At 41.7% G+C, this 25,409-nt stretch carries 21 protein-coding genes and 1 pseudogene; 3 read left to right on the forward strand and 19 right to left on the reverse strand.

What is annotated here, in order from left to right; genetic code table 11:
• Positions 1–149: 149 nt before the first annotated feature.
• The 10 genes and pseudogenes from mfd to AC27EF_RS09550 form a co-directional block, all read right to left on the reverse strand.
• Positions 150–3,668, reverse strand: a complete 3,519-nt coding sequence (mfd, locus tag AC27EF_RS09505) for a transcription-repair coupling factor (RefSeq protein ID WP_487110515.1) — start codon at positions 3,666–3,668, stop codon at positions 150–152.
• Positions 3,669–3,678: 10 nt separating this feature from the next.
• On the reverse strand, positions 3,679–4,245 hold the full coding sequence (gene pth / locus AC27EF_RS09510; protein ID WP_487110516.1) for an aminoacyl-tRNA hydrolase: 567 nt from the start codon (positions 4,243–4,245) through the stop codon (positions 3,679–3,681).
• Positions 4,246–4,386: 141 nt separating this feature from the next.
• Positions 4,387–5,394, reverse strand: a complete 1,008-nt coding sequence (aroF, locus tag AC27EF_RS09515) for a 3-deoxy-7-phosphoheptulonate synthase (RefSeq protein ID WP_487110517.1) — start codon at positions 5,392–5,394, stop codon at positions 4,387–4,389.
• 343 nt (positions 5,395–5,737) lie between these two features.
• Positions 5,738–6,826 carry a YibE/F family protein gene (locus AC27EF_RS09520; RefSeq protein ID WP_487110518.1) on the reverse strand — a complete coding sequence of 363 codons (1,089 nt, stop codon included), beginning with the start codon at positions 6,824–6,826 and terminating at the stop codon, positions 5,738–5,740.
• A gap of 52 nt (positions 6,827–6,878) precedes the next feature.
• Entirely contained in the window at positions 6,879–8,930 is a 2,052-nt protein-coding gene (locus AC27EF_RS09525; protein WP_487110519.1) for a metallophosphoesterase, read from the reverse strand.
• A gap of 104 nt (positions 8,931–9,034) precedes the next feature.
• A pseudogene (locus tag AC27EF_RS09530) lies at positions 9,035–10,384 on the reverse strand (MATE family efflux transporter).
• 98 nt (positions 10,385–10,482) lie between these two features.
• On the reverse strand, positions 10,483–11,094 hold the full coding sequence (locus tag AC27EF_RS09535; protein WP_487110520.1) for a cytidylate kinase-like family protein: 612 nt from the start codon (positions 11,092–11,094) through the stop codon (positions 10,483–10,485).
• 93 nt (positions 11,095–11,187) lie between these two features.
• Positions 11,188–11,379: a DUF6472 family protein gene (locus AC27EF_RS09540; protein WP_487110521.1), complete on the reverse strand. Its 192-nt coding sequence runs from the start codon at positions 11,377–11,379 to the stop codon at positions 11,188–11,190.
• A 3-nt stretch (positions 11,380–11,382) separates the two neighbouring features.
• On the reverse strand, positions 11,383–12,066 hold the full coding sequence (locus tag AC27EF_RS09545) for an HAD family hydrolase (RefSeq protein ID WP_487110522.1): 684 nt from the start codon (positions 12,064–12,066) through the stop codon (positions 11,383–11,385).
• A 228-nt stretch (positions 12,067–12,294) separates the two neighbouring features.
• Positions 12,295–12,687 (reverse strand): NifB/NifX family molybdenum-iron cluster-binding protein, encoded by a 393-nt coding sequence (locus AC27EF_RS09550; protein ID WP_487110523.1) that lies wholly within the window; start codon positions 12,685–12,687, stop codon positions 12,295–12,297.
• Positions 12,688–12,982: 295 nt separating this feature from the next.
• On the opposite strand from AC27EF_RS09550, the gene AC27EF_RS09555 reads away from it, so the two are divergent.
• Entirely contained in the window at positions 12,983–14,680 is a 1,698-nt protein-coding gene (locus AC27EF_RS09555) for an ABC-ATPase domain-containing protein (protein WP_487110524.1), read from the forward strand.
• An 8-nt stretch (positions 14,681–14,688) separates the two neighbouring features.
• On the opposite strand, the gene AC27EF_RS09560 is transcribed toward AC27EF_RS09555, so the two are convergent.
• The 7 genes from AC27EF_RS09560 to AC27EF_RS09590 form a co-directional block, all read right to left on the reverse strand.
• Positions 14,689–15,249 (reverse strand): SGNH/GDSL hydrolase family protein, encoded by a 561-nt coding sequence (locus AC27EF_RS09560; RefSeq protein ID WP_487110525.1) that lies wholly within the window; start codon positions 15,247–15,249, stop codon positions 14,689–14,691.
• Between the two features lie 16 nt (positions 15,250–15,265).
• Positions 15,266–15,910, reverse strand: a complete 645-nt coding sequence (locus tag AC27EF_RS09565; RefSeq protein WP_487110526.1) for a GPP34 family phosphoprotein — start codon at positions 15,908–15,910, stop codon at positions 15,266–15,268.
• 141 nt (positions 15,911–16,051) lie between these two features.
• The gene (locus AC27EF_RS09570; protein WP_487110527.1) at positions 16,052–16,933 is read right to left on the reverse strand and encodes a cysteine ABC transporter substrate-binding protein; all 882 of its coding nucleotides are present in this window, start codon (positions 16,931–16,933) and stop codon (positions 16,052–16,054) included.
• A 50-nt stretch (positions 16,934–16,983) separates the two neighbouring features.
• Entirely contained in the window at positions 16,984–17,724 is a 741-nt protein-coding gene (locus AC27EF_RS09575) for an amino acid ABC transporter ATP-binding protein (RefSeq protein WP_487110528.1), read from the reverse strand.
• 15 nt (positions 17,725–17,739) lie between these two features.
• Positions 17,740–18,417: an amino acid ABC transporter permease gene (locus AC27EF_RS09580; RefSeq protein ID WP_487110529.1), complete on the reverse strand. Its 678-nt coding sequence runs from the start codon at positions 18,415–18,417 to the stop codon at positions 17,740–17,742.
• Complete coding sequence (locus AC27EF_RS09585; protein WP_487110530.1) at positions 18,398–19,057, reverse strand: amino acid ABC transporter permease; 660 nt, start codon at positions 19,055–19,057, stop codon at positions 18,398–18,400. The genes AC27EF_RS09580 and AC27EF_RS09585 overlap by 20 nt, the downstream gene beginning before the upstream one ends.
• A gap of 376 nt (positions 19,058–19,433) precedes the next feature.
• Positions 19,434–22,073, reverse strand: a complete 2,640-nt coding sequence (locus AC27EF_RS09590) for an NYN domain-containing protein (RefSeq protein ID WP_487110531.1) — start codon at positions 22,071–22,073, stop codon at positions 19,434–19,436.
• 193 nt (positions 22,074–22,266) lie between these two features.
• Between AC27EF_RS09590 and AC27EF_RS09595 the strand changes: the two genes are divergently transcribed.
• Positions 22,267–23,370 (forward strand): iron-containing alcohol dehydrogenase family protein, encoded by a 1,104-nt coding sequence (locus AC27EF_RS09595; RefSeq protein ID WP_487110532.1) that lies wholly within the window; start codon positions 22,267–22,269, stop codon positions 23,368–23,370.
• 14 nt (positions 23,371–23,384) lie between these two features.
• Here AC27EF_RS09595 and AC27EF_RS09600 read toward each other — a convergent pair whose 3' ends face one another.
• Complete coding sequence (locus tag AC27EF_RS09600) at positions 23,385–24,038, reverse strand: Crp/Fnr family transcriptional regulator (RefSeq protein ID WP_487110533.1); 654 nt, start codon at positions 24,036–24,038, stop codon at positions 23,385–23,387.
• A 136-nt stretch (positions 24,039–24,174) separates the two neighbouring features.
• On the opposite strand from AC27EF_RS09600, the gene AC27EF_RS09605 reads away from it, so the two are divergent.
• On the forward strand, positions 24,175–24,474 hold the full coding sequence (locus tag AC27EF_RS09605; RefSeq protein WP_487110534.1) for a TetR-like C-terminal domain-containing protein: 300 nt from the start codon (positions 24,175–24,177) through the stop codon (positions 24,472–24,474).
• A gap of 76 nt (positions 24,475–24,550) precedes the next feature.
• Here AC27EF_RS09605 and AC27EF_RS09610 read toward each other — a convergent pair whose 3' ends face one another.
• Complete coding sequence (locus AC27EF_RS09610; RefSeq protein ID WP_487110535.1) at positions 24,551–25,135, reverse strand: xanthine phosphoribosyltransferase; 585 nt, start codon at positions 25,133–25,135, stop codon at positions 24,551–24,553.
• Positions 25,136–25,409 lie beyond the last annotated feature (274 nt).

Genomic DNA, 25,409 nt, shown 5'->3' on the forward strand with positions numbered 1-25,409 from the left:
CCCATTACTTAAAACGGTCACAATCTCTATATGTTTCCATTATATCCACTTCCATGGCAATTGTCAACAGCATAAATTTTGCTGTCGTTTTAAACGGTTCGCAGCCAGCTTAGTACGATATTTGAACGAAGCGAGTTTCGCAAAGAAAGCTATCGAATTATCAATGAATCCAATGAGTTCACACAATGTTCAATTTTTTCAAGCTGTTTTGCTTTCTTTGTTTTTGAGAGTTCTAATACAAATGTCGGAATCTTTCCCGCCTGAAATGCAAGCTCTCCTTTCCACTCTTCCAGAAGTTCAAAAATATGATCCACATCAACTTGGGCATCTGCTTTCATCAGAAAGCTGACCTTCGTATCTTTTTGTTTTACATCGGTAATATATGCACGATGTGCAAGAGCTTTCAAATATGCAGCATACAACAAATGATAAACAGCTCTTGGCATCTCTCCAAACCGGTCAATTAATTCATCTGTCATATCTTCCATTTCATCTTTTGATTCAATGGACGATATTCTCTTATAGAGTTCCAGTTTTTGATACTCATTCCTAACATAAGAAGACGGAATAAATGCATTCATATCCAGATCCAGAGCTGTATCAAATTCATCTTCCTCCTGCAGCTCACCCTTCAGATGCAGTACAGCTTCATTTAGCATTTTACAATATAAATCATAACCGACAGCCTCCATATGTCCGGACTGCGCCTGCCCCAGAAGATTTCCTGCCCCGCGAATTTCTAAATCTCTCATTGCAATCTTGTATCCGGATCCAAGGTCTGTAAATTCACGAATTGCCTGCAGCCGTTTTTCTGCCGTCTCTTTTAACAGCGTATTCTTTTTGTACATCAAAAAGGCAAATGCATTTCGATTGGACCGTCCCACACGCCCTCTCAACTGATAAAGCTGAGAAAGCCCCAGCTGATTGGCATCGTGAATAATCATGGTATTTACATTTGGAATATCCAGTCCCGTCTCAATAATAGTTGTAGAAACCAGCACATCCAGTTCCCGATTCATAAACTGCATCATAATCTGTTCCAGCTCTCGCTCTTTCATCTGCCCATGAGCAAACGCTACCTTTGCGTTAGGAAGTAGTTTTTGCAGCTCTGCCGTAATCTCCGCAATATTATTTACGCGGTTATAGACATAATACACCTGTCCTCCTCGGTTCATTTCCCGGTAAACTGCTTCTTTTACCAATTCTTCATTGTATTCCATAACATAGGTTTGAATGGCTCTTCGGTCATGCGGCGGTTCTTCCAACAAACTCATATCTCGAATCCCTATCAGACTCATATGAAGCGTTCTTGGAATCGGTGTTGCAGATAAAGACAGCACATCCACATCTTTTTTCATTGTCTTGATTTTTTCCTTATGATTCACTCCAAATCTTTGTTCCTCATCAATGATCAGCAGCCCAAGATTCTTATACTGCATATCTTTTGAAAGCAGACGGTGCGTGCCAATGACAATGTCTACCGTACCATTTTTCAGGCCTTCTATCGTTTCTCTTTGCTCTTTTGGAGTACAAAATCTTGACATTACGCGAACTGAAATAGGATATTGACGAAAACGCTCGGCAAACGTATGAAAATGCTGCTGGGCAAGAATCGTTGTTGGCACAAGATATGCTACCTGTTTTCCGTTATCGACTGCCTTAAATGCTGCCCGAATCGCAACCTCCGTCTTGCCATAGCCCACATCTCCGCAGATCAAACGATCCATAATCTTTTTGCTTTCCATGTCGCGTTTTGTATCTTCAATGGCATTTAACTGATCCTGTGTTTCCTCATATGGAAATAATTCTTCAAACTCTTTTTGCCAGACGGTGTCTTTCTCACAGACATACCCTTCCTTCGCCTGACGCAAAGCATAAAGTTCTACCAATTCCTTTGCAATATCTTTGACCTGACCTTTGACACGGTTTTTTGTTTTCTTCCATTCATTCCCGCCTAATTTATGAAGTTTAGGTCGTTTTGCGTTGGCGCTGGCGTACTTCGCAATCTGATCCAATGCGGAGGCAAGAATAAACAGGTGATCCCCTCCCTGATACTCGATATTAATATAATCTTTCTCTGCTTCTTTGGTTGTGATTTTTTCAATTCCCCGATAAATACCGACGCCATGCTTCTCATGGACCACATAATCTCCAATGTTGATATCTGCAAAACTGCGGATTTTTTCTCCCTTTTTCTTGGAAACTTTTTTTCTCTTTTTTTCTTTTCTTCCTTTAAAAATATCTCCTTCTGAAATCATAACCCAACTGATCTTCGGATATTCAATTCCGGTCGTTAATTTCCCGGCTGTAATCACAATCTGTCCCGGCTGCACCTCACCGGATAATTCCTTATCATAAGATACTGACAGGTCATGTCCCCGCATATCTTCCGCCAGTCGTTTTGCCCTTGTTACCGACGGTGATGCCACTATAATTCGATATTCTTTTTTCTGATAAATTTTCAGCTGTTTGACAAGCTGTTCAAAACTATTGTTATAAGATTGTATCGATTTTGTCTCCATCATGACAGTTCGCCCAAGTGTGAAATCCGGCGCATCTGCAGACAACGTCGAAAAACACAGCATCGGATGCTGTTCCAGTTGATGGATGATCTGATCGTATTTCGCCACTGTCTCTGCCTGTTTTGGGAAAAGATAGCCGGCCTCCAGACGACTTTTCATGCTCTCTGAGAATTCCAGATAAAATGCATCGGCACGTTCTCTGATATGTCTCGGTTCATCCAGAAAAATCATACAATTCCCTGGAAAATAATCTAAAATTCCTTCTGTATGCTGATAAAAATAGGGGAGATATCCCTCCGCCCCAAGAAGCATATGAAGTTCTTCCAGTTCTTCCTGAATCCTCTTCATCTCTTTTTTTAAGCGAACTTCCTGATCCGTCTGGAAAGTTTCGTGAAATTGTTCGGAAAGTTTCTTATAATCTTCTTTTATCCGGTCAAGTCCCAGCTGGATTCGTTCTTCCTCTAAAATAATTTCCGTGGCAGGATAAATCATTAATTGGGAGACCTCCTCCATAGATCTTTGACTTTCCTTATCAAAACTTCGGATAGAGTCAATCTCGTCTCCCCATAGCTCCACCCGGTAAGGACAATCTTCTGTATATGGAAAAATATCTAAAATTCCGCCGCGAACCGCAAACTCTCCTGCCGCCTCCACAAATGCCGTTTTTTCATATCCCAGCGCCACAAATTTTTTTGAAAGTTCCGCTTCTTCCACGTGATCCCCTGTCTGAATTGTAATTCGGTTTTTCCTGATATGGTCTAAGGGAACTACCCGGTCCATCACAGCATCCACCGACATCACAAAGGTTCCGCCCTGCCCGCTGATCATCTTTTCAATGGCAAACATGCGCTCTCTGGCAATGGCATTTCCATGGACATCCGCACTGTAAAACAGCGGATCTTTTGCCGGAATCAAATGTATTTTTTCTCCGAAAAAACCACTTCCTTCGATCCATTGTTTTGCCTTATTTTCATCCGGCACAATCACAATTTTATAATCTGCATCCTTTTGATTTCCGATCAGACTCATCAGATGATGTTTCGCTGTATCCGTACATCCAGACACGAAAACAGGACCTTGGTTTTCCTCAAGGCCTGCCTGGATCTGCTGAAAACATGAATCATCTTTTAATACTTGTTCTAACACTTTTCTTTCCCTACTTTTTTTGATTATGGCGATTCATCGCTTCTGTGATGTCATCTGCCACGATTAATTTTACTGCATCATAAATTTCTTCCATCCGCTCATCGAACACTGCAAGTTCTTCCTTTGTAAAATGTCCAAGAACATAATCTGCCAAATCATAACCTTTTGGTTTTTGTCCTACTCCAATTTTCACTCTGGGAAATTCCGTACTTCCGAGATGACGAATAATACTTTTTAACCCATTATGTCCTCCGGCGCTTCCTTTGCGTCGAATTCTAAGTCTGCCCACATCCAGATCAATATCATCTTGTATTATAATAAAATCCCGGGGCTCCAGTTTATAAAAGTTCATAATCGGCCGCAAGCTTTCTCCGCTTAAGTTCATAAAGGTCTGGGGTTTTACTAAAAGAATTTTTTCTCCCTCCATATACCCGGTTCCGATCAGCGCCTTATGTTTTCCTGTATTTATACTTATGCTTTCCTGATCCGCAATATAATCCAGAGCTTCAAATCCGATATTATGTCTTGTATTCTCATATTTTTTCCCCGGATTTCCAAGTCCCACAATTACTTTCATGCCAACTCTCCTTTTTGTTCACTGACAAACGCCCGGAAATCTCTCGATTCCCGGGTTCTCACTTTTTATATCATTTTCTATATTGGAGTCAAAGGCCCCAAATTTCATGGAACGTCTGACTCTGATATCTTTTTTAGTATATCATAACATCTGAAAAAATTCTCTTGTTTTTGTTACTTTTGTCATTAATCTCTCAAACGCTTCCGGCGTCAGAGACTGTGGTCCGTCGCACAAGGCTCTCGCCGGGTCATTGTGCACCTCAACCATAAGTCCGTCGGCTCCTGCCGCCACGGCTGCCAGTGACATCGGTTCTACCATTTCACGAATTCCCGTAGCATGTGACGGATCTACAAGAACCGGAAGATGAGATTTTTTCTTTATCATCGGAATGGCAGATAAATCCAATGTGTTTCTCATGGCGGTTTCATAAGTCCGAATTCCTCTCTCACAAAGAATCACTCTTTCGTTCCCGCCCGCCATAATGTACTCAGCGCTCATCAGCCATTCTTCCAGCGTACTTGCCATCCCTCGTTTTAAAAGAATCGGTTTGTCAATTTTCCCCAGTTCTTTTAACAGTTCAAAATTCTGCATATTTCTCGTTCCCACCTGGATCAAATCAACGTCCTCAAACAGCGGGAGATGACTGGCGTCCATGATTTCTGTTACAATCGGAAGTCCCGTTGCCTTTTTCGCTTCTAACAACAGTTTCAGCCCATCTCCGTGAAGTCCCTGGAAAGAGTAAGGAGACGTCCGCGGCTTAAATGCCCCTCCGCGCAGCAGACCGGCTCCGGCATGTTTCACATCCTGCGCAACTTCTGTCATCTGTTCCTTCGTCTCAATGGAGCAAGGACCCGCAATTACCTGAAAATGCCCGCCTCCCACTTTTACATTCCCAATCTCTACGATGGTATCTTCAGGATGAAACTTACGATTGGCTTTCTTATACGGCTCCTGAATTCTCTGTACATTCTCCACAATATCATTTGCCATAATGTGCCGAAGATCCACCACCGACGTATCTCCTACCAAGCCAAGAATTTTTGTATTCTCTCCCTCTGATTCATGAATCTGCAGACCCTGCTCCTGCATTTCCTTTTTCAGTGCTTCCACCTGTGCTTCCTGTGCCCGTTTTTTTAAAATAATAATCATAGTCTCTTCCTCCACCAATTATTTTACTTCAGCATGTGTTTCCCTTTTTATTTTCACACATTAAAGTGTTGCACTTCAACGTATGAAAATAAAAAAGGAAAAGAAAAAGGATTTATATTCCATTGCAAGAATACAAATCCTTTGGATAGCTTCCTTCTATCAGGTTCTACTCATTTTACAGAGGATGATTCATTGCAATGCAAACAGCCGGACTTAAAATAATAACCCCGAAAGTAAAAATAATATGCATTATTTGTCATCTTTTCTGTAATCATGATAATAGCTCCTTTTTTGTTATGTTCTTAACATACTTTATTTTTCAGAAAAAGTCAATATGAATTTATCAATCTTTCTGTTTTTGTTTAACGAGAAACACTGCTGCAAACGCTGTAATCGGAACGGTCAATACAACTCCAAGGCTTCCTGACAGCCCCTGCATAATCTCAACTCCCATCACATAAGAATTCGCCAGCTGTTGATAAGGCAAATTATAGGCATAGTTTGTAATCAGTGTCGTCATAGAACCGCCTACATACGCAAAAATCAACGTATTCGTCATCGTCCCCATCATATCCCGTCCCACATGAATTCCCGATAAAAACAATCTTTCTTTGCTAAGGGTCGGGTCTGTCTCATGTATTTCCTGTATGGTCGAGGCAATGGACATTCCGACATCCATTACCGCCCCCAGAGCGGATATGATAATCCCCGCAAATAAAAGCTGTCCAATTTTAATCTGTGTATTTTGCCCTACAAAGTTTAATGTTTCGATGTCAGATACATTATAACCGGTAATCCCCGCAGCCTTTCCAAATAATATCGCCGCAATGGCGGCAATGGCCACGCCGCAAGTCGTTCCGATGATTGCTGACACCGTTTTGGAGGTAAATCCTCCCAACAATCCCAGTGTGATGATTGTTGTGAGGACCGACACAATGACTGCAAGCCAGATGGCAGAATAACCCTGATAAATAAGAGGAAACATCAGATATATGATACAGACAAATGCAAAGACCAAACTGGCAATTGCCTGAATCCCTTTTTTCCCTCCAATTACACAAACTACTGCCGCAAAAATCAATACAAATCCATAAATCGCCATTGTCCGATCCTGACCATACACGGTTGCCGATATATTTTTACCCGATTGATTCACAATTACGATAACTTTTGTTCCGACTTTGCACTCTGCTCCGAAAAGAGATCCATCCGGATTTACTGCCGCAACAACTCTGCCCTTCAGGGTGCCGGATTTGATCTTCACTTTTACTTCCTGCGTTCCGTAACGCTTTCCGTCTTCTGCACGATTGTCTCGTGTGATTTTAGTAACCACAGCTTTTTCGTAAGTTTGCCCCTTCGCAGAAATCAGTTCCGTTTTTTTAAATTGATTGCATTTTACCAGTATTACAAGAAAAATAATTCCTGCGATCACCGCGATTCCTATTCTTTCCCAATTTCCTGTCCTTTTATCCTTCACTTGTTACTTATCTGACCGTTGCCTTTCTTACTGTGCTGTATGCTCCATAGATTCGTTTTCCGTTTACCGTTTTATAAGAGCGCACTTTTACATAATAAGTTTTTCCTTTTTTCAGTTTTTTCAGAGTTAAGCTTGTTTTAGATACGCTCTTTCCTACAACTGTCACATTCTTTGTAAACTTTTTGTTTGAAGCATAAACCACCTGATATCCGGATGCCTTACTGCCTTTTTTCCATCTGATGGTTAACTGTCTCTTTTTCTTTTTAGAAACTGTAACGCTCTGCTTTTTCGGTGTAACTGTAATCGTAACTCTCTTTGTTGCTGCTCTGTAATCATCGGTTGCTGCTGCCTTTACTGTGATGATTGCTTTTCCCGGCCCTTTCACAGATACGGTTCCGCTGCTGCTTACAGTCGCCACTTTAGAATTTGATGTGGAATACGTCAGTTTTCCATTACCGCTGTTCTTTGCATTTAACTTAAATGCTTTTGAGCCATAGGCTTTTGTATAAGAAGATGCCGCTGTAATTACCTGATTTCTCGGTTCATCTTTCTTTACAATCCGATACTTGGAAGATCCATCTAATTCTTTTCCTGTTGTGGCATCGTATGCTGTAACTGTAAAGGAATCATCTGTAACATCAATCACAGAATAGCTTGGTTTCCATGACTGACTTCTTTCAGAAATATAATCCTGCTGTGCTGTAATCAGGTTGTAAAATTTAGATCCGGTTGCTGAGTTTGCTTCCAGATAAACAGTTCCTTTTGGATTTACAACCGTTCCGCTTTTTGTATTATTTACAATTTCATAGCAGTTGTTCTGAGCTGCATACTCTGAACCCTGCTTGGTGCTGCTATAGGCTGCATGCTGTTTTCCGTCTCCCTGAAGCTGGTAAGTTCTGGAATATGTGTGATCATGTCCTTGAAGTACCACGTCAATATCGAACTGATCCATCAATGGTGTCAGCTGAGTTCTCAAAACAATTCCGTCAGAATCTGAATGATCATATCCTGAACCATAGATATCCTGATGGAACATAACCACACGCCATTTGGCATCCGGATTTTCTTTCACTGCCTTTCTCATGACATTTTCGTGGGTGGCACAGTTGTAATTATTCGTATCCAGAACGATAAACAGTGTGTTTCCATAGGTATAGTAATAATCAGTTCCTGCCTTCGTTTGTCCGTCTGTATACTGAGTCTTATTCTTCATTCCTTCTGTTGTAAATGCATTGGGATTATTGTAATGAGAAGAATATTTTGCAGATGTTGAATCATGATTTCCAATCGTTGTGGCTACCGGAAGTGATTTCAGTGCATCTGCTCCGAGATACCCGGCATACTGTTTTTCATTGGTTGAAGTATTTACCTGATCACCTGCTGAAGCAATGAAACTTAAATTGGTATGGGCAGACACTGCGCGATTGAGTACTTTATTCCAGTTATAACTGTCATTTCTTGCTGCCATGTCATTGGATGACATGGCTTCTCCCTCAGAACTTGTCTGTCCTGAAGATGCCCCGATCTGAGGATCCCCCACATACATAAAAGAATAATTTTGAAATGATTTTGTAGAATATTTCTGTGCTTCCTGCCATTTTCCGTTTTGAAAAACCTGATAGTAATAAGTTGTATTGGCTTTTAATCCCTCTACAGTTACTTTGTTTGAATAATACTGTGTATGATCAATCGTTGTATCGGAAGAAGAAGTCTGCGTACCTTCAGATTCTTTGGCGCTTTTCATATCTTTACTTGTCGCGATGCGAACTTTCGGTGTCTCTGCAGTATGGCTATACCATGCAAAGTTAAGCTCTGTTTCATCCTCTCCCGGAGTCAGGGATACATTCTCATAATTGGTACTGTAACTGTCCCAGTTTGCCTTCCACTCTGACCAGCCGGATTTCCAGCCGGATGCTGTTGTATTGTCATCGGATGCATCAGACCAATTTTCCGTTGCCGCCTTTACCTGATGGTTCGGAACAATTGCTGAAGATCCGCTGATCAGGATCAGAGAGGCTAAGGCTGCTGTTGTTGCCCGTTTTAAATGTTTTCTTAACAAAATCGTATCCTCCTTTTAAGTCCTTGTTTTCTTTACTGTTTTAACTATATTCCTAAAAAAAGAGAACCTCTATCGCGTTTATGAAAACATTTTGTTAAATTTATTCAAATAACCTGATGCTGCCATGCCCCCCTAACATACCTTGCAATAAATAGAATGCCACGAACAACCCAATCCAATGTCATCGCAATCCATACACCGAAAACTCCCGATCCCATCCATTTTCCTAAAATGTAACTGAAGAGAATCCGAAAAATCCACATAGAGATAGTTGCGACAACCATACAATATTTTACGTCGTTGGATGCTCTTAAAGTATTTGGAATTGTAAAGGATGCCGGCCAAATCGTAACACAGCAGATTGTATGATAAATCATAATCTTTTGAGTTAAGACGGCGGTCTCCGGAGACAAATGATAAATTCTGAGAATCAGCGGAAGCAAAAGAACAACCGCCGCATTCAATGCAATCAAAGACCCCTATGCGATTTTCAACAGCTTCTTTGTATAATATTTTGCCAGAGAGTAATCCCCGGCTCCGACGCAGCGGGAAATAACCGTCAATACAGCAAATCCAATGGCCATCCCCGGTATGATTTCAAACAATGCCAGCACATTGCACACCGCATTGGCAGTGATTGCAGAAGTACCAAAGCTGGCTACGAGGCTTAGTACCATGATTTTTCCAAGCTGAAACATACTATTCTCAATTCCGTTTGGCACGCCGATATGTAAAATTTTCCGAATTAAATACCCTTTAAAACGAATATGAAAATGTTTGCTTAAGTGAACCAGTTGATTCTGCTTTTTTAACATTCCCAACATAATTGCCGCCGCCGCGATTCTTGAACACAAAGTCGGAATTGCGGCCCCGGCTACCCCGATCTTCAAACCATAAATCAAAACAGAATTTCCCACAATGTTAATTCCATTCATCATCAAAGACATATTCATAGCGATTTTTGAATTTCCCATAATCCGAAACAAAGCTGCGCAGCCATTATAAACAGCAATAAACGGAATGGATGCTGTCACAATCAACAGATAAATTCTTGCGTTTTTCATAACCTCCGGCTCAATTTGCCCAAAGACTCCATGGAGGATCAGGTGACTGCAAAGATAAATAATCGCCATAATAATCACCGATAAACATGTAATAAATAAAATCAGCTGATCTGCCGTTTTACATGCCATCCTTCGTTTTTTCACACCCAGATACTGACCTGCTACGACAGCTCCTCCGGTTGCCAATGCTGAAAACATATTGATTAAAAGCACCATAACACTGTCCACCAGGGAAACTCCTGATACCGCCGTCTCGCCAATACTTGCGGTCATGATGGAATCCGTCAATCCCATTGTCACATTCAGAAGCTGCTCCATAATCAATGGAAAAATTAACTTTGCCAAATCTCGATTTGAAAACATTTCTTGCTGATTTTCTTTGTTTTTCATATTGTTTTCTTTCTTCCTTTTTTATTATCTCATTTTTTTGCCGAAAAAATACAAGCTGTCGACTTGCAGCTTGTATTTTTGCACACTGTTTTTTTAGATCAAACTTCCCCGATATATTTTATAATCGTTTCCGCCGCCTTTTCAATTCCCATCTTTGCTGTGTTTAATATCATATCATAATGATCGGGATCCCCCCATTTTCTTTTTGTATAGTAGTTGTGATAGGATGAGCGTTCCCAATCCATCTGCTTGATTTTCTTTCTTGCTTCCTTCCATGAAAGATCTTCCGCCTCCATGATTTTCTTTGCACGCTCTTCTTTGGGGCTGTGAATAAAAAATTTGAAACAGTTTTCATAGTCCTCTAAAATCACGTCGGCACATCGGCCCACAAAGATACAGGAGCCGTTTTCTTCCACAATCTCTTTTATGACTTGGGATTGAAACATGAATAATTTTTCTGGCGTCATAATTCTTTCATCTTCGGCTCCTCCCAATCCACGCCCAATGGGAATATTAATAATATGACTGTATGTGGGATTTCCTTCATGACTTTCTACAAACGCCTCTGACATATCACTTTCTTTCGCAACTTTTGCAATGACCTCTTTATCAAATACCGGGATACCCAGCTTTTGCGATAATACGTTTCCAACCTCTCTTCCACCGCTTCCAAACCTTCTTGAAATACAAATAATCGTATTCTGTTTCATATGCCGCACCCCTTTCCGTCTACTGCATTGCATCCATGGGTTTCTTTATTATATCAGAAACAGCCTCAAGTTACCGTAACTTTCAAAAAATTTTTACATTTGTTTGCGAACAACCGCGTATTCATCATCCATCTGAAAATATGGACAATCCCAATCACTGCTGCTCATAAATCTTGCCATCTCATCCTCATCTAAATTGACTTCACAAACATAGTATTCATAATCATCATCGTATACATAATTGCTGCAATATTCACAGCCCGCACTTTTCCTTTTCTTTCTCACTTTCTATTTCCCCCTTAGATTTTTATCCAATACTTTCGAGAAATCCAGAAGCGATTCATAAACTCCAAATAAAATTCCATTTACTTCACTGGTATCCTTCACGATGTCCGGTATCATCACAGGAAGCATTCCTGCGCGATGGGCTGCCCAGATTCCGTTGACAGCGTCCTCCAGTGCAATGGAATCCTCTGGCTTTACACAAAGTTTTTGGCAGGCCTCCATATAAATATCTGGCTCCGGCTTCCCATGTTTTATCATATCCCCGGTAATTACGGTCTGAAAGTAATGGGAAATTCCCTCTCTCTCTAGATTTCCCCATGCATGTTCTGCACTGGACGATGTGGCAACGCCCATTTTTATATGATGCTTTTTTAATACTTCCAATAGTTCGTGAAGTCCTTTCTTTGCCGGCACTCCTTTTCCTTCTAGCATTTCCCGGTATGCATCACGGTAAACATCCAGAAACCTTTCAAAAGGGAAATCCGGTCCGTACTGCTTCTTAAAATATCTTTCACGGTTGATCCGGTTGGTTCCCAAAGTATTCGTAATATGATATCCCAACGGTCCGTACCCAAGAATCATACCTGCGCGGTCCCACGATTTTTGTACATACCGTTCGCTGTCAAACATTAATCCATCCATATCGAACACAACTGCCTGAAGATTTTCTATTACTTCTCTGTCCATTTCTGTTTTCCTTCTGCTCTCTCTTTCTGTACGTTTCAGACTGCCCTTATTATAAGCCAAAGTAAAAAAAATCTCAATGCTGTTCATCACCGGGAATGCCAAAAGGCACATTCCGGAATTGTAAGCGGTCGCTAAGATCTCGATCAGGTCCGGTCTTTGCCTCTATCACAAAAAGCAGACAAAATCCAAAGGATTCTGTCTGCTTACTCTTTGATCGGTATTCCCCGTCTAATGACAATGATTTCCACATTCATGATCATGATGGCTGCTGCATTCATGACCTTCTTCATGATGACTGCATTTTGCAGATGGATCATTGGTCAGATCTCCCGCCAGAAACGCCTCTGCCTGCGCATCTGCATCTCCTGCGGCTCCTCCAATCATCTGAATTCCGCTCTCTTCCAGAGCCTGTATCGCCCCCGCTCCGATTCCGCCGCAGATCAAAACATCAATTCCTTCCTTTTTCAAAAATCCTGCCAGCGCTCCATGACCGCTTCCGCTGGTATCAATAATATTGGAAGATAAAATTTTACCCCCATCTGCCTCATACACTTTAAATTGTTTTGTATGCCCAAAATGCTGAAATACTTTTCCGTCGTCATAAGTTACTGCAATTCTCATTCCGATCATCTCCTTTTCAACCTTATCATTATTTTCTCCTATAAGTACTACTGTACCTCATTTTCTTCCTTTGTGTCAACCTGCTCACCTCCTATGCCCCCATTCTTACCTGCTTTGCATTTACAAAAATTTCAACGGCTGTCATGTTCATCTCATATTAACCGGAAATTTAAGATTTGCCCAATTGAAATTGCTCTTTATAAATACCGTATCAAAAAGCTTTTGGAGTTGACAGCGCAGATAAAACAACCCATACTAAACAATAGAATGATTGAAGTGAAAGGATATTATAACGATGAAACCATCTTCCAATTTAAGATCACAATTAAAAAGTATCGACCGCAAAAGCTACCCTGCCTACAAAAGTGTCCAGGGTGATTACCATTTTCAGTCCTATGTTTTAGGCATCGACCACGTTCAGGGCGATCCCTTTGCGGCTCCTTCCAGATTAAAAGTCGAAATCAGCGGAGCAACTGCCGGGTTTCCAAAGGAATATTACAACACTCCATATAAGCGGATTGCATTGCAGGATCATCTCCTCAGATTGTTTGGAAAATCTTTGGAGCGGTTCAGTTTTAAAGCCAAGGGCTCCGGAAAAAGCGGATTAATTTCTGTCAGTCGCTGCAATCAGCAGATATTAGAGCGAACTGCGTGCCAAATCCATGCCAGCACCGGAGATCTTACCGTGCATTTTGACGTGGGATTTCCTGCCAATGGACGCTCCATCAATTCCAGAGAATTAGAAAAAATCCTATTTGAATTTCTGCCGGAATGTGTCAAAGCTTCTCTTTTTTATAGAAATATTCACACCAAAGCCTTAGAGCAAACTATTTTTCTGGCGGAAGATCAGCATTTTCTCCGGACACAGCTGCCGATCCTCGGACTGACTGCCTTTGTGGCAGACGGTTCCATTCTTCCAAGACAGAGCGGCATTTCTCAAAAACCGTTAAAAAGTGCCGTTCCTTTTGTTTCGCCGGAAGCCTTTCGAGTGAATTTGACGCTTCCTCATCACGGCACGATAACCGGTATGGGAATCCCAAAAGGCATTACTTTAATTGTCGGCGGAGGATATCATGGCAAATCCACACTGCTAAAGGCTCTGGAACTGGGCGTCTATAATCATATCGCCGGTGATGGGCGAGAGTATGTCGTTACGGATGCTTCTGCTGTGAAAATACGTGCAGAAGACGGAAGAAGTATTCAAAATACAGATATTTCCATGTTTATCAATCATCTTCCCAACGGAAAAGATACCTGTTCTTTTTCTACAGAAGATGCCAGCGGAAGTACCTCACAGGCAGCCAATGTGATAGAAGCTATGGAAGCAGACACTTCTCTGTTTCTAATTGACGAAGATACCAGCGCTACAAACTTTATGATCCGAGATGAATTAATGCAGAGAGTCGTTCACCGTGAAAATGAGCCGATTACCCCATTCATTGAACGCGTCCGCCATCTGTATGAGAGTCAGGGAATTTCTTCTATCATTGTTGCCGGAAGCTCCGGCTCTTACTTCCACGTAGCGGATCATATCCTGCAGATGGACCGATATATCCCAAAAGACATTACTTCGTTTGCAAAAGATGAGGCAAAAGCTTTTCCTGCTGTTTCTCTCCCGGCAGAAACTTTGGAAATCCCTGCGTTTCACCGGTGTTTTATCGGCAGCAAAGAATTAAAGAACAATCGAAGAGTCAAACTTAAACCTCTTGGGAAGGATGCTTTTTCTTTGAACAAAGAAACTGTGGACTTAAGATATCTGGAACAATTGGTCGATGCTGAACAAACCGCTGCCCTTGGCTATGCACTCTTGTATGCACAATTGCATCTCATGAACGGCAAAAGAACGCTGAGAGAAACTGTGGACGCCCTTTTTGAAAGAATAGAACAAAAAGGACTGTCCATTATCTTGGACAGCCGCTATGTAAACGCAAATCTGGCACTTCCGAGAAAGCAGGAAGTCTTCGGATGTTTGAACCGCTATCGAAAGTTATAGAAAAATCATCACAAAACACTTTGCAGGATGCATTGGCTGACAATCTCATATGCAGGCTCCCTGAGATGGATTCCATCAATTGTGTAATCTCTCGGAAGCTGCCCATCCTCACCGATTAAGTGCCCATAAATATCCATATACCTCATTTCACCCTCTTTGCATAACATTTTCAGTGCTCGGTTGATCCGCTCAATCTCCTCGTTGGACTTTCCATCTGCCCATGAGGGCATTAGACCAATTTGTTTTGTATACGCCGGATACAGAGATTCCACATAAATCTTTGCATCCGGCAAATTTCCTTTTATTATCTCTGCCAGACGAAAAATACGATCGGCAAGAACCTTATACCCGGGATACAAAGACATGAGAAAATCATTGGCTCCGCCCTGCATAATTACAACATCCGGTGCATAAGCAACAACATCACGAAATACTCTTGCTTTCATTTCGGCAACGGTATCTCCCGCCTGTCCGCTATTTATAATTCTTGCATCAAGGTCTTTGAGTTTTTCCATTGGAAAATAATCCGTCAGAGAATCTCCAAACATTACGATTGTTTTATCCTTCATCACGCCCTGCCCATTCTTACATTATCACTGCGCACATTAACACCGTGATTAAATCGTTCATATAATCTATCATTTCTTCCAGCTTCTTGTTTTGAGGATGTTTCTTTATTTCTTTCAGACTTCTTTTTAATTGATCGTTTTCATATTTTGAAAAATATTGCTTTAAATTCTTTGTCTTATTCAAGATAAAAAGCAGCGCAATATCATGAGGTGTCATTGCATTTTCCATCTTTATAAGTGTATGTAAGATTTGTACCAGATCATCTTTATAATTCTTCTCTGGAATATAGGTTATTTTTGATCCGAAGAGTCCGCCCTTTCCCTTCTGTGCCAGCTGCATTTCATACAAGGAACTTCCGACTTCCGCTGTCAGCTGTTTGATTTTTCTTCCGGTATAATAATCTGACATTAGCTTTTCTACAGAACGAGGCTTTTCTTCTAAATACTCATACAAAGATGTAAGGCATAAAAATTCTTCTGAAAGATCTTTCTTTACCATAATTTTCTTTTTTTCAACTGCTATGATCTCATTGAAAAGCAAATCCATAAAACCTGCTGCCACAAGCCCTGCATTTGCCTCATCAGCACGCATTGACGGCATATTCCCATTTTGGTCTACCGTCAAAGCATAATATTCCTGTACCATCAGCTTTCTCTCCATAATAAACTCCTCCTAAAAAATCCATATGTTTTTATGAGATCAATGTTGGGAGCAAAAGATATCCCCATGCTCCCAACAACACCGGTTACTATGTCGAGTATACCAAAGAGGCAGATAAAAATACAAGATCCTATGCTGCTTTTACTTCACTTCTCCGCCTTCTACCACTAAATTTTCAGGATTTGCCGCATCTCCATAAACCGGCTTCAAAGTTTTCTCATAATCTTTGTGGAAGAAGTCTTCTTTTCCTAGTTTTTTTATTTCCTGATTGATCCAATGGAGCAGTTCTTCGTTGCCTTTTTGAACGGCTGGCGCAATGGTATCTGTATTTCCAAGAGACTGGATTCCCACTTCAAATTCTTTATTCTCCAGCGCCCATGCAAGAACCTCAGTGTTATCTGTGGAAAGAGCATCTCCTCTGCCGTCCAGCAGTGCATTAAATGCCTCACTGTACTGATCGAATTTCAATTGATTTACCTTTGGATATTTTTTTGTAAAGTAGGTCTCTGCGGTAGTCCCCTTACTGATAATCAGCGTCTTCCCATTTAACTGCTCCGGTTTGACAATCAGCTCTTTCTTCGGTGATACAACGCCAAGAGCTACCTTCATATATGGAAGTGCGAAATCCACCTGTTCCTTCCTTTCATCCGTTACCGTAAAGTTTGCAAGGATGACATCAACTTTTCCCGTTGTTAAATATTCTACGCGGCTTGCCGCCTCCACCGGAACATATTTCACCTTTACCCCCAAATCTTTGGCAAGACGATTTCCGAAGTAAACATCATATCCTTGATATTTGCCTTTTTCATCTACGTAACCAAATGGCTTCTTATCACTGAATACTCCAATCACAATCTCGCCGCTCTCCTTTATCTCTTTGAGCGATCTTGCTTTGGCTTTGCCAGTACTCTCACTATTCTGAGAAGTCGCCCCATTTTCCTGATCTTTTTTCTGGCATCCGGTAAAAATCACTCCTGCCAAAACTATTGTCAATGCCAAAATCCATAACTTCTTCATTTTCATGTCCTCCTATTTTTCGATTCTTTAAAATTACCAATGGTTCCCCTCACATCTCAAATTTGATTTCGATGAGATAAAAATTGTTTTGCCCTCTCTGTCTTCGGCTGACGAAAAAACGCTTGCGGAGCTGCCTCTTCCAAAATCATTCCCTGATCCATAAATAAGATTCTGTCTGCCACCGCTCTCGCAAATCCCAACTCATGGGTTACAATGATCATCGTACTGCCTCTTTTCGCAAGTTCCAGCATTACTTCTAAAACTTCATGGACCATTTCAGGGTCCAGAGACGCCGTAACCTCATCAAACAAAAGAATTTCAGGATGCATAAGAAGTGCACGGACAATTGCAGCCCTCTGTTTCTGCCCGCCGGACAACTGCCTCGGATAGGCATGTTCCTTGCCGCCAAGTCCGATCCTTGTCAACAGCTGTCTGGCCTCTTCCTCCACGTCTTCTTTTTTGCGATGCTGTACCTTTTTCGGAGCCAAAGTCATATTTTTTAAAATATCCATGTGAGGAAACAAATCATAACTCTGAAATACCATGCCGATTTTCTGGCGAACGTCGGGAAGGTTTTTCCTGTTTTCAGAAATATTTTCTCCATTCAGATAGACCGCACCCTTTTGAATTGTTTCAAGTCCGTTTAAACATCGAAGCATGGTACTCTTTCCACATCCAGACGGACCTAAAACTACCAGGACCTCTCCTTTTTTGATGGAAAATGATACATCCTTCAAAATCAACTGTTGATCGTATGCCTTTTGAATATGCTGTACCTCAAGAACATTTTCTGACATTTTCTTCCTCCTTCCTTATTCTTTCCATCTTTTTTCCAGATATGCTGCCAGTCTGGATACCGGATAACAAATTATAAAATATAAAAAGAAAATCACTCCATAAATCCATACTGCCGCATTCGCGGTTGTCAATCTCGCTGCCTCGATGATCTGCTGTCCTACCTTAACAACCTCCACAACACCGATCAATACCACCAACGATGTCGTTTTCACCATTCGAGTTACCAGATTCATTATCTGGGGAAGCAGACGCTTTCCAGCCTGAGGAAGCAATACATAGCGATAAATCTGACCCGCTGTAAACCCCAACGCCTTTGCGCTGTCTTTTTGATGCTTGGGAATGGATAATAATGCAGCTCTCACTAAATCTCCCATTTCCGCTGCTCCCCAGATAACAAAAACCATCACGGATGCCATTTCTCCGCTGAGGTTCCATCCAAAATGTTTCGCTGATCCAAAATAGACCAAAAACAGCAGCACAAGCTGAGGCATGATACGGACAAATTCAAGATAACTCTTTGTAAACCAGTGAATCACCGGATTTTTTATCAACATAACCATGCCGAGAATCCCTCCCAAAATAACAGACAGCAGCACAGATATGAAAGAAATTCTTATGGTTATCCACAGTCCGCCCATTAATCTTAGAAAGTTATCCCCCTGAAACAACACATTAATGCCCAAATCCTGCATAACGAAGTCTCCTTTCCAACAGAGTAAATACGATAGAGACCGGAAGCAAAATCACAAAATAGGCAGTCACCAGCATAAACAAAGCCTCATCCGTCTGATAATACAAACCAATCAAATCTTTTGCCACATGCATCAGGTCTGCCAGCGCCACAACACTGAACACCGAAGTCTCTTTCATTAGAAAAATCACATTGGCTCCGATCGCCGGTACAGCAACGGCTGCTGCCTGAGGAAATACCACATGCCAAAACACCTGAACCTCGTTCATTCCAAGACTTAAGGCCGACTCCTTTTGTATCAAATCCACGGCCTCGATGCCGCTTCGAAACGCCTCCGCCATATAACTCCCGCCAAGAAATACCAGTCCAATGACAGCGCATGTTTCCGAATCCCATACAATTCCAATCTTTGGAAGTCCAAAATATAGAAAAAACAACTGGATCAGCAGCGGAGTGTTTCTTGAGAACTCAATATAGATTCCTGTTATGTTATAAAGAAACGGTATTTTATAATAGCGAATCACGCCGCAAATCAATCCTAAGATCAGCGATCCAAGAATTCCAATCACGGCAATCTTTACTGTCAGCTTCGCCGCTTCTATATACAAATCGCTGTACTGCTCAATAAAATTCCAGTCCATCCTCTCACCTCTTTTTATTTCCTATTTTTCTGATATGAATAATAGTATATTATGCAAACTTTCATTTGTCAAGTCCCGCAGCATTTTTTCTTCAAAACGTGAAAACTTTCCTAATATCAGAGCAAAGCGGACAAGTCCCCCTCGAACTCCCTGAATCCCTCAGTTCCTGAGAGACTTGCTCCGCTTTGCGCGCCGATGTGCGGCTGCGAAAGCAGCTTTCCTCTGCACATCGTGTGCATCTCGCAAAGCGTTTTATAATATGGGAAAGTCAAAACTTTCCCATATTATAAAAAAGCATACACTTTTACAGCGTATGCTTTTTCCTCCGAAACATTCCTTCCTTTTTGCTTTTTTGTGCTTATGTCATGCATTCATTTCACTTTTTATTGAGCTCTTCTGCCGCAATTCCATCCAGAAGATAGCTTTTACTTTGCTCCTGTCTCTCTAAGTACTCCTCCCGAATCAACTGTTTTGCTGCCTCTAAATCTTTTTTCAGTTCTCTTGCCGACCGAAGCGTACAGCCCTGTCCTCGAATAATAATCTGCTCCATTCCATCCGAAGTTGCCACTGTAACGTCATATTTTCTTCCATGTTCATGAGCAAATTTCTCAATGTACTGATCGGCAGTTTCTGCCTCTTTCGTGTAGACTACATGAATATTCATATAATCCATAACCTCTGTAGTATGTCCCTTCACCCGATAGGCGTCAAACACAACGATCACTTCACACCCCTTGATTGCCTGATAATTACACATATCATCCAAAAGCTTCCCTCTGGCTGCATCCATATTTTCCTCTGCCAGTTCTTTTAACGCTTCCCATGCATAAATAATATTATATCCATCCACCAAAAGATATTTTTTGGACAAATCTCTTGTTCCTGAGTTCCTTCGGGCAGAAGCCTGATAATCCTGAGCAATGCGTGAGACCTTCTTTTTTTTCCACTTGCTTTTATGATGCTGATTGGCATAAAACGTCTCTTCTAAAATCTGGTCGATCTCATCGGTATCGATCCATTGATCTTCAAGGTCTGCCCGTCTCTGCTCAACATTATGATTCTGTGACAGCCGTTCCGGAGACTTTAAAACGCTTTCCAGATGCATATGCTCTGACACTTGATCCCAAGAAACCTGATATCCTGCGCCATGGGCACAGAAAACCGATCCGCAGGGATTTTCCAGATCACGATCCGGATCATACCCCGATGCCGCAATCACTTCCTGCTCATTATGACACAGCTCATATCCTTTGAACCTGCAAAACAGACGCCCTCTTCCTTTGGAATACGCAATCACTTCTTTTTGATATCCCTCCATTGCAGATACCGGAACACTGCCGGTTAGAATTGAATATTCACCGTCCGTCTCCGGGGGCTTGAAAATCCCCGCCATCTTTTCAAGATCTGTCATGGCTCGTCCAACCATCTGCTGCGGCACTTCCAGTCGAAATTCGTAATATGGTTCCAGCAGCACTGACTTTGCCGTCCGCAGTCCCTGCCGCACTGCCCGGTATGTTGCCTGCCGGAAGTCTCCTCCCTCGGTATGCTTTTGATGGGCTTTGCCAGCAGCCAGAGTTATTTTCATATCCGTTATTGCTGCCCCTGTCAGAACCCCCTTGTGTTCTTTTTCCAAAAGATGTGTCAAGATCAGACGCTGCCAGTTCTTATCCAGCATATCCTCACTGCACTGACTGTCTACGACAATGCCGCTGCCTCTTTCTCCCGGAGCCAGAATCAAGTGGACTTCCGCATAATGGCGCAGTGGTTCAAAATGCCCCACCCCTTCTGCCGTATCTAGAATGCTTTCTTTGTATACAATATTTCCTTCTCCAAACTCTACCGCGACGCCAAACCGCTCCAAAATCAGACTTCTTAAAATCTCAATTTGAACCTCTCCCATAATCTGTACCTGAATTTCCTGAAGTTCTTCTCTCCACAAAATATGAAGCTCCGGCTCTTCTTCTTCCAGCTGACGCAGCTTGGGCAGCATCATATCCGCGCTGACCTGTTCCGGGAATATCATCTGATAGGTAAGAATGGGTTCCAACATCGGCTCATATCCGCTTTGTTCAAAACCGAATCCCTGTCCCGGCTTTGTCCGGCTCAGACCTGTCACTGCACAAATTCTTCCCGCCTCAATCTCATTTACCGTCTCATATTTCTCTCCGGAATAAATACGAATCTGATTAATTTTTTCTCCCTTTTCTTCCCCTGAAATGACCTCTTTTACTTTCAGTCTCCCTCCGGTAATTTTCAAGTGTGTGAGACGATTTCCCTGATCGTCTCTTGTAATTTTAAAAACTCTGGCGCCGAATTTCTCTGAATAGCTTCTCTCCAAAGTATAGCGCTCAATCCCGCTTAAAAGTTCTTTCACACCTTCCAGCTTTAATGCAGATCCGAAAAAACAAGGGAAGATTTTTCTCTGCGCAGCTGCCTGACAAATATCCTTTCCTTCCAGCCTCCCGTAATCCAGATAGAAATCCAGCAATTTCTCATCTTCGGCGGCAATCTCTTCATAAAAAAGTTCTCGGTCCTCCTGATTAAAATCGACGCATCCTTCACTTAACTGCTTTTTCATCTCCTTCATAAGCTGTCCACGATCGGTCCCATTCTGATCCATCTTATTGACAAATAAAAAAACAGGAATTTGATACCTCTCCAACAAATTCCATAATGTCAGCGTGTGTCCCTGAACTCCGTCTGCTCCGCTGATGACTAAAATGGCATAGTCCAGCACCTGCAGTGTCCGCTCCATTTCCGCAGAAAAATCCACATGACCAGGGGTATCTAAAAATGTAATTTCCATTTCTCCCAAAGACATTTCCGCCTGCTTAGAAAAAATGGTAATTCCTCTGGCACGTTCCAGCTGATTTGTATCCAAAAATGCATCTCCGTTATCCACACGACCGATTTTACGCAAATTTCCCGCAGTAAAAAGCAGCGCTTCCGACAATGTCGTTTTCCCGGCATCCACATGGGCAAGCAGCCCCATGTTAAGATGTTTTTTATGTTTCATTGGTTTATTTTCTGAGGTTCCCTCCATAGAAAATGCCCCTTTCTGTTGTTTATCATAATATATTGATTATCATAACACAGAAAGAAGGATTCGTCATGGGCAAAATCATATCCCTGATCCAGCAGAGAGGGGGTTGTATTCTTCTTTTTTCAGTAATATAATATTTACAATATATAGAAGGAAGGAAAAAAGAATGAATTTTTATAGTGTAAATTTACCAAGCTATACGATCGGTGAAGGATGTTATCAATCCATTCCTCACGAGGCCAGATTTTATGGAAAAAAGGCGGTTGTCATCGGAGGGAAAACCGCCATGGAAAAATCCAAAGAAAAACTTTTGCAGGGAATTGAAAACTCCCAACTGGAAATTCTTGATTTTGTCTGGTATGGAGGAAATTCTACTTATGAAAATGGTGATGCTTTAATTGCAATGGATGTGGTGAGAGAAGCAGATATGATTTTTGCTGTGGGCGGCGGACGTGCCTGTGATACCGGAAAATATGTGGCAAATGAAATGGATAAACCGTTATTTTGTTTTCCCACTGTAGCTTCCAATTGTGCAGCAGTTACGGCAATTTCTGTAATTTATCACCCGGATGGCTCTTTTCGGGAATATTATTATCCCAAAAATGCCGATCACACATTTATTGAGACCTCCATTCTGGCAGATTCCCCGGAAAAATTGTTATGGGCAGGAATCGGAGATGCACTGAGCAAGGAATGTGAGGCTGTTTTTGCATCCAAGGAAGATCGTCTCTCACATACGCCAATGATGGGCGTTCAGTTAAGTAAGATTTGTACGAGCCCTCTCATAGAACATGGGAAAAGGGCTTTGGAGGATCTGCAGCAGAAGAAAGCATCCTACGAATTGGAGCAGGTAGCTTTGGACATTATTATCAGCACAGGGCTGGTATCCAATATGGTGAGTGGATCACCGGATTATTATTATAACTCCAGTCTTGCGCACTGCGTTTATTACGGTTCTACAGTAACTAAAAATGGCGAATCCCATCTTCACGGAGAAATTGTTGCTCTTGGAGTTCTGTGTCTGCTGACCTTCCAGGAGGATTGGGAGGAAAGGGAACGCATTGCCAGATTTAACCAGAGTATAAAACTTCCTGTCTGCTTTGATGATATTGAAATCACAGAAGACGAATTTAATGCTATGGCAGAGAAAGCCATGACTACAACCGAATGGGAATTTCGTCCGAAAAATTCTGAAATAACACGGGAACGTTTCATCCAATGTATGAAAGACACGAATGCCTATGGAAGAAAATTAAAAGAAGGCTTGTAAAGCAGGCCTTCTTTTCATGATTCTTTCGACAGGTGAAACCAATTTTTTCGATATTCTAAAATTCCTTCTTTCTGCATTTTTGAAAGTTCTGCGGACAAGGCACTGCGGTCCACTGACAAGTATTCTGCCAGTTGCTGCCGATTATAGGGAATACAAAATTCTTTTTCTCCCGTTCTCATAGCCTCAGATGATAAATAGGATAAAATTTTACCTCTGAGAGACTTTTTGGACATATGCTCTATTTTCCGCGTCATAGCCAGTGTTCTCTCAGCGATGGAAAACAGCAAATTTTGAATCATCTTGACATGAAATTTGCATGCGATCGGACAGGTTGTCAAAATTCTCTGAACATCTAAAAATAAAACCTCGGTGTCCATCTTGGCCACAACGCTGACTTCCAATTGCTTTGCCTGAGCACAGACATACACTTCTCCAAATAATTCTCCGGGAAGAGCTTCCCCGAGAATCATCCGGTTTCCCCAGAAATCTTCTTTCATAATATGGACTTTCCCTTTGATTACCATCCCAATATGTTCGACTCGGTTTCCACTGTGAAAGATAAATTCACCTTTTTGATAGCTGCGCTGCTTTGTAAGAAGACATTTCATCATAGCTTCATAATCCGCCTGTTGAATTCCGTCAAACAGGCTGGAATCGGGTATTTTCATCCTGTCACCTCCCAATCGTGATTCTTTACCTATCATACCCTAATTTCTTCCGTCTGAAAAGGAACTGATTTTTGATTTAAATGAGATTCTTGATTCCTGCACAGAAACAGAAGAAAAGCCAAGGCCCTACCCGTTTATGCTCCAATTTTTTACCTATATGAAAGAACATCAAATGGTCCTCTCTTCACTTCTTGGACCTCATGGAGATCTTGCGTTCGTGAACCGGGTCAAACAAATCATTCATTCCAGAATGCATCATATTTGGAAAGAAAACTCCTTCCGAACAGAGCACTTTGAATATTATTCTGCTTTTGTGATTTCCGGCTGCCTTGGAATGATTGAAACTTGGATCCAAAATAAATTCTTAGAATCACCTGCTCAAATGGCAGAGCTTTCTTCGGAAATGATTGAACAGGGAATTGAAATTTTTTCATAATCCATACTCGTTATAAAAAACCAGACAGAAGGCATCTTCCTATGATCATCCTTCTGTCTGGTTCAGCTTTTTCATCCTAATTTTCATCTTCCCGGAATGTAATCTCTCCGGTCTTTTCATCCATATACTCTACAATTGCCAAAGACTCCAAATGAGTTTGCTTTCTCAGGAAATCCCCTCCCGGTTGAAATCCTTTCTCAATAACAACACCTGCCCCTACGAGCTGCGCGCCTGAATCCTTCACCAGCTGCGCCAGCCCTTCCAGTGCTTTTCCGTTGGCAAGGAAATCATCAATCAGAAGTACCTTATCTCCTTCTCCCAAAAACTCTTTGGATACAATAATGTCATAGACTCTTCCATGGGTGAAAGATTCCACTTTCGTTGTATACACATCTCCTGCAATATTTTTTGTCTGCGTTTTTTTTGCAAAGACAACAGGAACGTCAAAAATCTCTGCTGCAATACAGGCAATTCCAATACCGGACGCCTCAATCGTCAAAATTTTATTGATCTCTTCTCCTTCAAAACGCTTCCGAAATTCTTTTCCGATTTCACGAAATAATTTAACGTCCATCTGATGATTTAAAAACCGGTCGACTTTCAGTACATTGCCTTCTTTTACAACCCCATCTTTTTGAATTCTTTCTTTTAATAACTTCATCCTTTGCCTCCGCGATCTTTTGTATTTAGATATTATTGTAACGGCTTTTTCCCACCTTTGCAAGTCGTTCCTGCATTTCTTCTTTCTTTGGCGATCAATGTGCAGCTGCTTTCGCAGCCTTCCTCTGCACACCGTGTGCATCCTGCGGAGCATTTTGAAACGTCCCCGCTAGCATAGACACCCAAAACGAAAGGATTCTATCCAGTTCTTAGTTTTTCTTGATTTTTCTCGTTTTTTTATCCGCTCAGGCTGGCAGGTAACTCTTTTCGGTCCC

Source organism: Anaerostipes stercorihominis (genome assembly GCF_057535655.1).